The sequence below is a fragment of the Limosilactobacillus reuteri genome (genome assembly GCF_013694365.1).
GTDB classification, from domain to species: domain Bacteria; phylum Bacillota; class Bacilli; order Lactobacillales; family Lactobacillaceae; genus Limosilactobacillus; species Limosilactobacillus reuteri_E.
The window spans coordinates 1,511,597-1,524,617 of the sequence record NZ_CP059275.1; the positions used below are offsets into that span (position 1 = coordinate 1,511,597).

At 40.5% G+C, this 13,021-nt stretch carries 14 protein-coding genes; all 14 read left to right on the forward strand.

All coding sequences use genetic code 11. The annotated features are described in order from the left end of the window. Positions 1 to 38: 38 nt before the first annotated feature. From HHK02_RS08820 to HHK02_RS08885, 14 genes are read left to right on the forward strand one after another with little or no spacing between them, the layout of a single operon-like run. A complete protein-coding gene (locus HHK02_RS08820; protein WP_181462309.1) occupies positions 39 to 1,358 on the forward strand; it encodes an MATE family efflux transporter in 1,320 nt (439 codons plus the stop codon). Continuing rightward, positions 1,359 to 1,769, forward strand: coding sequence for a peptide deformylase (locus HHK02_RS08825; RefSeq protein WP_078009290.1), 411 nt, complete (start codon positions 1,359 to 1,361; stop codon positions 1,767 to 1,769). Next, positions 1,770 to 2,720, forward strand: a complete 951-nt coding sequence (yidC, locus tag HHK02_RS08830) for a membrane protein insertase YidC (RefSeq protein WP_085678836.1) — start codon at positions 1,770 to 1,772, stop codon at positions 2,718 to 2,720. Continuing rightward, complete coding sequence (locus HHK02_RS08835; RefSeq protein ID WP_078009292.1) at positions 2,721 to 2,996, forward strand: acylphosphatase; 276 nt, start codon at positions 2,721 to 2,723, stop codon at positions 2,994 to 2,996. Beyond that, complete coding sequence (locus tag HHK02_RS08840) at positions 2,997 to 3,773, forward strand: TrmH family RNA methyltransferase (RefSeq protein WP_181462310.1); 777 nt, start codon at positions 2,997 to 2,999, stop codon at positions 3,771 to 3,773. Next, on the forward strand, positions 3,774 to 4,280 hold the full coding sequence (locus HHK02_RS08845; RefSeq protein WP_078009294.1) for an HD domain-containing protein: 507 nt from the start codon (positions 3,774 to 3,776) through the stop codon (positions 4,278 to 4,280). It abuts the gene before it with no gap. Beyond that, entirely contained in the window at positions 4,281 to 4,619 is a 339-nt protein-coding gene (locus HHK02_RS08850; protein WP_003664081.1) for a winged helix-turn-helix transcriptional regulator, read from the forward strand. Further along, positions 4,620 to 5,666 (forward strand): phenylalanine--tRNA ligase subunit alpha, encoded by a 1,047-nt coding sequence (gene pheS / locus HHK02_RS08855; protein WP_181462311.1) that lies wholly within the window; start codon positions 4,620 to 4,622, stop codon positions 5,664 to 5,666. Next, positions 5,667 to 8,084, forward strand: coding sequence for a phenylalanine--tRNA ligase subunit beta (gene pheT, locus HHK02_RS08860; protein WP_181462312.1), 2,418 nt, complete (start codon positions 5,667 to 5,669; stop codon positions 8,082 to 8,084). Beyond that, positions 8,085 to 8,723 carry a C40 family peptidase gene (locus HHK02_RS08865; RefSeq protein ID WP_107690197.1) on the forward strand — a complete coding sequence of 213 codons (639 nt, stop codon included), beginning with the start codon at positions 8,085 to 8,087 and terminating at the stop codon, positions 8,721 to 8,723. It abuts the gene before it with no gap. Continuing rightward, positions 8,724 to 9,380, forward strand: a complete 657-nt coding sequence (gene udk / locus HHK02_RS08870) for a uridine kinase (RefSeq protein ID WP_078009297.1) — start codon at positions 8,724 to 8,726, stop codon at positions 9,378 to 9,380. After that, complete coding sequence (gene greA / locus HHK02_RS08875; protein ID WP_003664064.1) at positions 9,381 to 9,857, forward strand: transcription elongation factor GreA; 477 nt, start codon at positions 9,381 to 9,383, stop codon at positions 9,855 to 9,857. Further along, positions 9,858 to 10,247, forward strand: a complete 390-nt coding sequence (locus HHK02_RS08880) for a HesB/YadR/YfhF family protein (protein ID WP_003672469.1) — start codon at positions 9,858 to 9,860, stop codon at positions 10,245 to 10,247. Beyond that, the gene (locus HHK02_RS08885; RefSeq protein WP_181462313.1) at positions 10,248 to 12,863 is read left to right on the forward strand and encodes a YfhO family protein; all 2,616 of its coding nucleotides are present in this window, start codon (positions 10,248 to 10,250) and stop codon (positions 12,861 to 12,863) included. Positions 12,864 to 13,021 lie beyond the last annotated feature (158 nt).

Genomic DNA, 13,021 nt, shown 5'->3' on the forward strand with positions numbered 1-13,021 from the left:
GCCCACCGCCTTGTCGAGAAGGTTATTTTCCACTTACTATGGATTTACCAATGTCAATTACGAAGGAAGTACGGCATTATGTTGTTCGTAATGTTGTCGCCACCCTTGGGATGTCAATGTATATTATTATTGACACCCTTTTTATTTCAATCGCGGCGGGAGCTTTAGGCTTAACTACTCTTAACCTGGTGCTGCCCCTGTTCAACGTTTTTAATGGAACTGGACTATTATTGGGAGTCGGTGGCGCCACAATCTTTTCGTTAAATAAAGTTATGCATCCTGAGAGAATAAAATCATTATTTAGTCAACTGATGATTTTTGCTTTTACTTTCGGTCTTATCCTAGCAATCCTATTAAACATTTTTGCGACTCCAGTAGTTAATTTCCTTGGGGCAGATGATGCCACTCGTCAGATGGCAATCATTTATTTACGAATAATTTCATGGAGCGGACCTCTCTATATGGCTAACTACATTGCCATTAATTTCATTCGTAATGATGGCAATCCCACGTTAACCATGAAGGCCACCTTAACTGAAACATTATCTGTTATTCTCATCGACTGGTTCTTTATCTTTGGAATGGGTCTTAAATTGGAAGGAGCAGCATTGGCAGTGTTATTTTCGCCAGCAATTAGCTTGATGGTTTTAAGTTTTCATCGGAAGTTTGCCGGACGACAATTACAATGGCACTGGGTTGTCCCTCACCTAAAAAACATTTGGCGCTCAGCACGTTTAGGGGTTGCTTCAGCATTAAACGAATTAAGTACTGGTGTTAGTATCTATTTCTTTAACCATGTTTTATTGCAACTAGCTAATAACTATGCCGTTGCCGCATATGGCGTTATTTCCAACATTGCCATCGTTGTGCTAGCAATTGCTAATGGAGTAGCGCTCGGTGTTCAACCGCTTGCTAGTCGGGAATTTGGTAAATACGAATACAAGAATGTATCGATGACATTAAAAAATGGGATTATCATTACCCTCTTTCTAGCAACAATCAGCTTTATTATCCTAATTACCTTTAAGCATCCAATTATTGAAGTTTTTAACACTTCTCATTCTGGTCAACTCCTCGCCTATGCTAGTGTTGGCCTCCCGATTTACTTTACAAGTGTATTCTTCAGCGCGTTAAATCTATTGTTCATCCTTTTCTTAACAGCAATTGGATCAGCGCGGGCATCATTCTCTTTATCGATTCTTCGTGGTTATATTATCCTTCTCCCCGCAATCTTTATTCTGGCAAAAGTTGCCGGAATTAATGGGGTCTGGGCAGCAGTTCCTTTTACTGAATTTGTTATTACTTGCATCGGTGGAATTATCATTTACCAGCGACTTAAAAAATTGAATAAAGAGTAAATGATTAAACCAATTATTAAAGACCAACAATTACTTGCTAAAAAAGCAACCCTAACTACTAAAGCTGATTTGCCCCTTGCAAACGATCTTATCGATACTCTTAATGCTCACCAAGCTGAATGTGTTGGAATGGCTGCCAATATGATTGGTGTAAATAAGAATGCAATTATTGCACGAATCGGGCCCTTTAATGTCGTAATGTTTAATCCGCAAATTGTCGCTAAAAGTCACCCTTATCAAACTACAGAAGGATGTCTTTCATTGAGCGGAACGCGTCCTACTAAACGTTATAAGCAAATTACCGTTAAATTTCGTAATCAGAGCTGGCAAGTGCAAACATTAGAACTTACGGATTTTGCTGCTGAGATTATTCAACATGAAATTGACCATTGTAATGGAATTATAATATAAATGAAACGAAAACGAATAACGATCGCTGGGGGTCTCTTTACCCTCCTGCTGCTTCTTAGCGGATGTGTACGGACTACTAAGAGCGGTCGACCATACGGGTTTGTCTATGACTATATGGCTAAACCAATGCAGCACTTGATGGAATGGTTAGCTAGCCACATGGGCAATAACTACGGTTGGGCAATTATTGTCATTGTGGTAGTTGTGCGAACAATTCTTTTACCGGTGATGTTCTCACAAATGAAAAAATCAACCATTATGCAAGAAAAGATGTCCAAGGTTCAACCATTGATTAAAGAACTAACAGAAAAGCAAAAAGCAGCCAAGACTCCTGAAGAACAGGCTGCGGTTAGTCAACAAATGATGGCTCTGTACCGGGATAACAACATTAGCTTAACTGGCGGAATCGGCTGTCTCCCATTGTTAATTCAACTGCCAATTTTTGCCGCCTTATATGCTGCTATCCGTTATTCTCCAGACCTTTACCATGCAACTTTCTTTGGGATTCCACTTGGTAAGCCAAGTATTATCTTAGCGGTCTTATCTTTTATTGCCTATGCTGCTCAGAGTTATCTTGGGCTTGTCAGTGTTCCTGAAGCCCAGAAGAAACAAATGAAGGCTGCTATTTGGATGAGTCCTTTCATGACCTTCTTCATTTCTATCACTTCTTCTGCCGGATTAGGTCTTTACTTCTTCATTGGTGGATTATTTGCCATCTTACAAACCTTGATGGTCAATGCTTACCGTCCGCGGATTCGTCGCCAAATTGAGGAAGAGAGCAAGAAGAATCCAATTAAAATGCCAGAAGCACCAGTAATTAACACCCCTAGTTCTTCAACTAAACCGACTGATGCAATTGACCAATTACGTAAAGGCGATGCCAAGCCAAGCGATCAAGCAAACCGTAATCGTCAACGTAATGCTGGCAAACAGCAACATCATAAAAAATAAATGGTTAATTATCATCTTACCATTACTGGACGCGTTCAAGGAGTTGGATTCCGCTGGAGCGTCTATCAGTTGGCACAACAAGCAGAAATAGAAGGGATCGTTATGAATAAGCATGATGGGAGCGTTTATTGCGAATTGCAGGGTCCCATTGAGATTGTTAAACAATTAATCTCTAAAATTAAAGCTGGACCCACTCCTTATGCTCGAATTACTAAGGTTAAAATCATCGAAGGAAGCCTGCAAAACTACCATCATTCATTTCAAATCACGCATTAGATGGAACAATTAACATCAATTCATAATCAGCACGTTAAAGATTGGAAGAAGCTGCAAACCAAAAAAGTACGGCGTCAGACTGGTACTTACCTGTTAGACGGCTGGCACTTAGTTCAAGAGGCATCCAAAGCTGGAATCGAGCTCTTAGAAGTAGTCGGAACAGCTGAACAATTAGCTACCCATCCAGAGCTTGAAGGAATGGCTAATGCAACCTATGAAGTTACTGAAGAGATCATGAAGCATATTACTGATACGGTAACGCCTCAAGGGATTGCCGCGGTTGTTGCTTTACCAGATTCTCATCGTTTACCAGCAGAGCCATTGCATGGGGCATGGCTTTTCCTCGACCGGGTTCAAGATCCAGGAAACGTGGGGACAATGGTGCGGACAGCAGATGCCGCTGGGTTTACTGGAGTAGTAGTTGGACAACGCTCAGCAGACTTATTTGGTCCCAAAGTTGTTCGTTCAATGCAAGGAAGTCAATTTCACCTTCAAATGTTTGAGGGTGACTTAAGAAAGTGGATTGATGATTTTAAATCAATCAATGCTCCGGTGTATGGAACGCAACTGAATCCCCAAGCCAAAAACTTCCGGACTGTTGATCCTGGTGATACTTTTGCCTTAATTATGGGCAATGAAGGGCAGGGGATGAGCGACGATCTTCTTTCACAAACAACTGATAATCTCTATATTCCAATGCGTGGTGAAGCCGAATCGCTTAACGTCGCTATCTCTGCAGGAATTTTAATGTTTCAGCTTAATCAAAATCTAGATTAAATGAAATCAAAAAATGAATGGCGCACCGATAAAGAGTATGTTTCAATCGTTGCCGATCTTTTAGCCCAGCCAGCTGTCCAAAAGCTAGCGAACTATACTCAGCATCATCACTCTACCCGCCTGCAACATTCTATTGCGGTTTCGTATGATAGCTACAAAATTGCTAAAAAAATGCATCTTGATTATCGCAGTACTGCGCGGGCAGGTCTCTTGCATGATCTTTTTTATTATGATTGGCGGACGACTAAGTTTAATTTAGGAACCCATGCATTTATTCATCCCCGAGTTGCATTACGCAATGCTGAAAAGCTAACCCCGTTAAATAAAAAAGAAAAGGATATTATCCTCAAGCATATGTTTGGCGCAACGTTGGCAGTGCCACGCTATCCGGAGAGTTTAATTGTATCGCTAGTTGATGATTTCGAAGCAGAGCATGAATTCTTTGGCCCGCTACGTGCAAAGATGCGTCGAAAGATTAAGAAACGTCGAATGCAAACAACTTGGTAGATGGAACAATTAGTAGCAGAAAAGGCACTTGATGAAGACTGTAAACTTTGTCCAAAATTTACACGTACGTTTATGATCTTGGGAAAGAAATGGAACGGATTAATCATTGAAGTACTACTTAAAAATGGCAACATGCGATTTAAGGATATTGCCAGTAGCATTGCAAAGTGCAGCGATCGAGTTTTATGTGAACGATTAAAAGAACTCGAAGACGAACAAATTGTTATTCGTAACACTTACGAAGGTTCTAGTCGGGTAGATTATTCTTTGACTGAACGTGGTCAAGAATTGCGCCCAGTCATGGAAGCTGTTCATGCATGGAGTGACAAGTGGATTTAAATGGGACTAAGAGAGAAATTAGCCGAACTTCGTGAAGAAGGATTGCAAGATATTAAACAATCAGAGGATTTAAAGCGAATTAATGAAATCCGCGTCAAGATGCTGGGAAAGAAGGGACCGATTACTTCAGTTCTTCGGGGCATGCGTGATCTTAGTGCTGAAGAACGTCCTAAAGTAGGGCAATTTGCTAACAAGGTGCGGGATGAATTATCAGCTGCGATTGAAGAAAAGCGTGCTGAGCTAGAACAGGCCGCCATGAATGCTAAGTTAGCAGCCCAAACAATTGATGTTACTCTTCCTGGAACACCAGTAGCACAAGGGCAACCCCATGTTATTCAACAAATCATTAACCAAGTTGTGGACTTGTTTGTATCAATGGGGTATGAAGTAGCAGTTGGGGATGAAGTTGAACAAGAAGTTTATAACTTTGAAAAGTTAAACTTGCCAAAGGATCACCCCGCTCGTGACATGCAAGATACATTTTATGTTACGCCATCTGTTTTGATGCGGACCCAAACGTCACCAATGCAAGCACGGATGCTCGAAAAACATGATTTTAGTCAAGGCCCACTAAAGATGATTTCACCAGGTAAGGTTTACCGGCGTGATACTGATGATGCAACTCACAGTCACCAATTCCACCAAATTGAAGGGATGGTTGTTGGTAAAAATATTACCATGGCTGATTTGAAGGGAACTCTTGAGGCCGTTGCTCAAAACCTTTTCGGTGACAAGTTAAAGGTTCGCTTGCGACCAAGTTACTTCCCATTTACTGAACCATCAGTTGAGGCAGATATTACTTGTTTCAACTGCCTTGGCAAGGGTTGTGCGATTTGTAAACAAACTGGTTGGATTGAAGTTCTTGGTGCCGGAATGGTTCATCCAAATGTGCTTAAGATGTCAGGCGTTGATCCAGAAGAATACGGCGGTTTTGCCTTTGGACTTGGACCAGATCGTTTTGCCATGCTGAAGTACGGTGTTGATGATATCCGTAACTTCTACCAAAATGATGTCCGCTTCCTTAACCAATTTGACCAGAAAGGATAAATGAAAGTATCATATCAATGGCTTCAAGAATACCTTGATTTAGATGTTGCCCCTCAAGATTTAGCTGAAAAGATTGCTCGTACCTCTGTGGACATTAATGACGTTTACTCACTGAGCGACGGATTAAAAAAGATTGTTGTTGGGGAAGTAGTAAAATGTGAAAATCACCCTGACTCAGACCATCTCCATGTTTGTCAAGTTGATGTTGGCGAAGAAGAACCGATTCAAATTGTTTGTGGTGCCCCGAACGTCCAAGAAGGTAAAAAGGTAATCGTTGCCCTTCACGGTGCGCGAATTGCTGATAACCAAAAGATTAAGCGTGGCAAGATCCGCGGTGTTGAGTCAAATGGAATGCTTTGTGCTCTTCAAGAAATTGGCTTTAGCGACAAGATTGCGCCTAAAGATTACGAAGATGGTATCTACTTCTTACCAGATGATGCTAAAAATGGTGATCCTGTATTTAAGTACTTAGGAATGGACGATACGATCATCGATACAGACGTAACTCCTAACCGTGGAGATATGCTTAGTATTTATGGAAATGTTAATGATATCGCTGCCTTTTATGGATTAAAGCCACATTTTAAAGAAATTACGATTAAAGAAGAAGGCACTGAAAAGACAGCGGACCTTCTCCAAGCAGAAATTAATGATACTAAGATTGCACCAACTTATAAATTACGGGTAATCAAGGGCGTTAAAATTGCCGAAAGTCCACTATGGCTTCAAATTCGCTTATGGAACAGTGGTATTCGTCCTGTAAATAATGTTGTGGATGTGGCTAACTATGTCCTTCTTAAATATGGTCAACCACTCCACAGTTATGATTATGATCAATTATCTGGTAAAAACTTTGGGGTTCGCCACGCTAATGAAGGTGAAAAGTTTATTACATTAGACGGGGATGAACAAACCTTAAAAGCAAATGATATTGTTGTAACTGTCGATGATCAGCCAGTTGCGCTTGCGGGAACGATGGGTGGAGAAGGAACTGCAGTAAGTGATGATACGACAACTGTTGCCCTTGAAGCAGCCATTTTTGATCCAGTAATGGTCCGGAAGCAAGCCCGGCGCTTAGATCTTCATAGTGAATCTTCAATGCGGTTTGAACGTGGAATCAATCCAGCAACCGTTGAAATCGCATTGAATGAAGCAGCCGAAATGATTAAGGAGCTTGCTGGGGGAACGATTACTGCTGGAATTGTTACTGGTAGTGAAGCGCTAGCAGTTGATACCCCAATCAAACTATCCCTTGCGAAGATTAATCATGTTCTGGGAACTTCATTAACCATGGAACAAGTTACTGACATTTTTGATCGCTTGGCATTTGCTTACACTGTTGATGATGACGATCAATTAACAGTGATTGCTCCAGCACGGCGGTGGGATATTAGCCTGGCAGCTGATCTTTATGAAGAAATTGCGCGGATTTATGGTTATGATAACTTACCGTCTACTTTACCAACGATGACGCGTAACCGGGGAGGACTTACTCCACGTCAACGGTTTATTCGGGCAAGTCGTCATGATCTCGAAGGAATGGGCTTAACTCAAGCAATTAGTTATTCTTTAACAACTGTTGAGAAGGCTAAGCAGTTCCAAATTAAGCCACTTGCTGAACCGATGAAACTCGACTTCCCAATGAGTTCTGACCATGTAGCTACCCGGATGAATATTGTTAGTGGCTTGCTTAATGATATTGCTTATAACGTGGCGCGGAATGTTGATAACGTAGCATTATATGAAGAAGGCCGAGTATTCCTGCCAATGGGGGATGAACGTCCAGTAGAACAAGAACACCTTGCAGCTGCGGTTACTGGCCAAATGGTAGCTAATAGTTGGAATAAGAAGGATCAACCGGCTGATTTCTTCCAATTAAAGGGGATCGTTGAACGTTACCTTAAGAATATGGGGATTGCTGGGAAGATTACTTATGTTCCAACTAGTGATCGTCAAGAAATGCACCCAGGACGAACAGCTGATATTATGGTTGATGACCAATTAGTCGGCTTCATCGGTCAAGTTCATCCACAAACTGCTAAGGAATATAAGATTCCAGAAACATATGTATTTGAATTAAATCTAGAATTATTACTGGCTGCACCAAAGATTGAAAATGAATATACACCTATTAGTAAGTATCCTTCAATCACTCGCGATATTGCTCTCTTGGTTGATGATGATGTTGAAAATGCAACAATTGTAGAGGCAATTAAGCAAAAGGGTGGTGCTTACCTTAAGGACATTCACCTATTTGATGTTTATGCTGGTTCTCACCTTCCTGCTGGCAAGAAGTCATTAGCTTACACCTTAACTTATCAAGATGATAAAGGAACGTTAACTGAAGACCAAGTAAACACGGCCTTTGATAAGGTTACTGCTTACTTGCAAGATAAGGTTGATGCAGAAATTCGTTAAATGAAATCAACAACAAAGAAAATTCTTGCATCGTCGTTAGGGGTAGCTGGCGCAATGGCAATGGGCACGGTAACTGCAAAGGCTGATACGACCGTTACGGTCAATGCTGGCGATAGTTTGAATGGGATTGCTCAAAAGTATAATGTTAGTGCGGATGATATTGCAACCGCTAATCACTTGCAAAATAAAGAGTTGATTTTTGTGGGACAAAAGTTGACAATTCCAACCAAAGATAAAAATGAAACACCTGCTAATAATGCTGAGAAAAAGGATCAAGCCAGCAAGAACAGTCAAAGTCTACAAGATTCTGTTAACAAGGCAATGTCTTATTTAGGAACCCCTTATGTATGGGGTGGTAATAAACCAGGTGGATTTGATTGTTCTGGGTTGGTCCAATATTGTTACGGTATTCCACAACGGACGACGTATGAACAACAAGCTTTAGGACCACATATTCACGATAATGTTTTAAACGCGCCATATGGGGCCCTTGTTTTCTACGGTTCTGATGATGCGCCATATCACGTTGCCATTTCACTTGGAGATGGTCGGATTATTCAAGCACCAAATGAAAATGAAACAGTTAAAATTACTGACCAACAATACTTCCCTGGAAATTACTATGTTGTGATGCATTAAATGAGTATTCAACAGAATAAGCGTCCAGTAGTTATTGGTGTTACAGGTGGTTCCGGTAGTGGAAAGACAACGGTAAGTAATAAAATCTATGACCAATTGCATGGGCAAGCGATCCAGATTATTAACCAAGATACTTACTATAATGATCAGTCAGATATGACAATGGATGAACGTAAAGCAGTAAATTATGATCATCCACTTGCATTTGATACCGATTTTTTAATTAAGCAACTAACGGATTTGCGAAGTAATAAGGCTATTGAGATGCCGGTATATGACTATGCACAATATACACGTTCAGCCAAAACCGTTCATGTAGAACCAACCGATGTTATTATTTTGGAAGGAATCTTAATTCTTGATGATGAGCGTTTACGTGATTTAATGGATATTAAGGTTTACGTTGATACAGATGATGACATTCGGATTATTCGCCGGATTCAACGTGATATGGTAGAGCGTGGACGGTCTCTTGATTCAATTATTACGCAATATTTAGCTACGGTTAAGCCAATGTACCATCAATTTGTTGAACCAACTAAACGCTATGCTGACATTATTGTGCCAGAAGGTGGCGAAAATCAAGTTGCAATTGACCTATTGTCGACAAAGATCCGTGATATTTTGGTAAAACGTGGACATACGGAATTACAATAGATGGCTGAAGAAAAAACTTTTCCAATGACCCTTGAAGGGAAGAAAAAGCTTGAAGATGAACTTGAAGAATATCGCTTGAAGCGTCGACCAGAAGTTATTAAGCGGATAAAGATTGCTCGTAGTTATGGTGATTTATCTGAAAACTCAGAATATGAATCAGCAAAAGACGAACAAGCAATGGTTGAAAGCCGAATTGCTCAAATTGAAAACATGCTTCAATATGCTGAAATTATCGATAATGAAGATGTCGATAAGGATGAAGTATCTATGGGTCGGACAATTACTATTCAAGAATTGCCAGATGAAGAACCAGAAGAATACCAAATTGTCGGTGAATCAGAATCTGATCCATTTAACGGTAAGATTTCTAATGAATCTCCAATGGCAAAAGGATTACTTGGTCACAAAGTTGGCGAAGTAGTTGAAGTTGAAGTTCCTAATGGGACAATCAAGCTAAAGATTGTCAAGGTTGATTAAATGAAATTGATTATTACTGATGCTGCAAGTCAATGGTTTCGTGACGAAATGGGATTAGAATCAGGAAATGGAATAAAGTTTTACGGTAAAACCTATGGTCAAACCGAAGTCCATCATGGTTTTTCACAAGGATTCACTCGTGAAGATACACCAGTTGATCCAATTTTAGAGGTTAAAAAGGATGGTATTAACTATCACATTGATTCGCTAGATGAGTGGTTCTTTAAGGATCTTATAACTACTGTTGACTATGATCCGCAAGCCGACGGACCGGTTTTTCATTTTCAACATGAAGATGGTGATACACCTGACGTAGCTGGATTTGTTAATGACGCTGATGACCATTCCGATAATAAGGCTGACGCCTCTACTGGAGCATCTCAGCATTAAGTGTTTTTATATCAACATCATCGTTTATATCGACGCAAAATTTTGATTGCAAGTTTCCTATTACCAGTTATTTTGATGGCCTGCTATTTTGCATACCGTCAAATGACTCCCTTTGGCAAAAGCAGCTTATTAACCGTTGATCTCGGTCAACAATATGTCGATTTTTTCAGTTACCTTCGAAATACTATTCTCCACCATCCCAGCAGTTTCTTTTATTCGTTTAGCAAAGGACTTGGTGGCGAAATGTTTGGAACTAATGCGTATTACTTGCTAAGTCCATTAAACTTAATTTTGTTATTCTTCCCTGCTCAACACCTTGCAACTGGGATAACCATCGTTACACTCGTTCGATACGGTCTAGCGGGATTGAGTTTTGCTTGGTTAATGCAAAAAACGGATCTACAACAGGGGTGGCGAATTTTAGCATTCAGTACAGTCTACTCAATGAATGGCTGGATGATTGCCAACCAATTAAATATGATTTGGCAAGATGCTTTAATACTTTTGCCGTTAATTATTTGGGGACTCCTCAAACTTATTTATCAAAACCGTGTTGGAACTTATATCGCTTGGCTAGCCGTAATGCTGATTGATAATTATTATATGGGCTGGATGATTGCCATCTTTACTTTTCTATTTTTCCTCTGGCAAACACCAGCGTTAGCCTCATGGCGACAACGGGGAGTAATTTTTCTCCGCTATCTCGGCAGTTCGCTGCTTGCGGTGGGTATTTCAGCAGTCATTTTATTGCCAACTTTCTATGCCTTAATGCAAAGTAAAGGGATCTACACTGAAACCAAGATTCACAGCCGTTTTGAGTACTTTGCTCCTAAAATGCTTGGGAAACTTGTCCCCGGATCATTTAATTTTAATCAAATGCCAAGTGGTCAGCCTAACATTTATATCGGAATGCTATTAATGCTCGGCGCTTGTCTCTACTTCTTCAATAATCGCTTTGACCTTCGTCGTCGTTTGATTGGGGCAGCTATTTCTATTTTCTTTATTTTCTCATTCTGTTACGAACCATTAGATCTTTTATGGCATGCCGGCCAGTTTCCAGTTTGGTACCCTTATCGTTTTTCCTACCTTTTCTCTTTCTGGTGCATCTATCTTGCAGCTAAAGTGCTTCAACCTGATTTCAAAATAAAAAAGCGCAGTGCACTTATCCTGACGTTGCTTATTATCGCAATTTACTGGTATGTTGGTACGCTTAACTTATCGTATATTAATAGCAATCAACGGAATATCGGCTTATGCTTTTCGCTGATCGCTGTTAGTTGCCTTTGTATTCCCCGAACAAATTCACCGCGCTTATACGACGCGCTTCTTGTTCTCCTTGCTGTCTGTGATATTTCTATGAGTGGGTACACGGCGCTTAATAAGATCTCTTACGTTTCACAGCCTGAATTTAGCAACTACACTATTGCTCTTGATAAAAGTGTAAAAAAACTAAAGAAGCATGATCCGAGTTTCTACCGCGTTGCCAAAACTTTTATGCGAACAAAGGATGATCCCTTCCAAGCAGACTTTAATTCTGGTGACCATTTTGGTTCGACCTTAGAGCCGCCAATTCCAGCCTTCATGGGTGCAATTGGGCAGCCAGATGGGGATGGTTTTGTTACGTATACTAATGGAACTCAAGTGAGTGATGCGCTTCTTGGTTACAAATACACTATAAATGCTCGGAACACGTCAGCCGGACAGGCATTACCCCTATCAGGTTTCCGTCCTGATTGGTACAGTTACCCATTAGTAGGATCAACTTCGGCAGTCAATCTCCGTGAGAATCCACATGCTCTTCCGATCGCATTTGGAGCTAATGCCGCCATCCTTCACCTTCAACGGACAACAATGGATCCGTTAAACTATCAGTCACAGATTTTCCAAACGCTTGCCGGTCGTCCAACACTTCATTCATTATTTGCCGTTCAAAACTTTAATTCCGTCAAATTCAATAATGTTCAAAGTGCTAAGCAAATTACTGGCACGATCTTTAGAAAGCAAAACCTGCTTAAACCAGCATCAGTTCAGCTAGAATTTATTCCGCCAACCAACGATTCTTACTACTTAACACTCGGACCAAACGTTGAGGATAATGCCACAATTACGATGAATAACAAAAAATTCACCCAATATGACACCTTTCGTAATACGGTAGTAATCAACGTTGCTCATGATCAAAAAGGGCAAAAAGTCCTTGTCAATTTGCAACTAAAGAAAGCTACACTTTGGATGCAAAACGTTAGTATCTATCAACTAAAGCAACGGCCATTTATGGCAAGCTTAAAGACTCTCCAAGAATCTCCCTTAAAGATTAGTTCATACCGTAGTAATCGGATCGTTGGTACAGTCAATCTCCAGCGAAATCAGCGAGTATTGATGACTACTATCCCTGCTGCCAAGGGTTGGCACGTTAAAGTAGATGGTAAGTCTACTACTCCACAAACCGTGCTTAATACGTTTATGGCTATTCCAATGAGTCCCGGAAAGCATCGGGTTGAATTTTATTATCGGCCACCGTTTCTCATTCTCGGGCTTATAATTACAGTTATAAGTCTCGGTTTAACTGGTTGGTGGGTTAAGAAAGAACATCAAACAAGGACAATGTTTGATTAACGTATCTGTCAAGTTTTCATAGGTAGCCTTTAAATATACAGTTTTAGTGGGTTAGTGCCTTAAAAAGTTGTCCCATTGGTCTACTTGTGGCCGTGTTAATCGGAATTATTCCTTGTACTGCTCCAATATTGGAGCAGTACAAGGAATAATTCCGATTA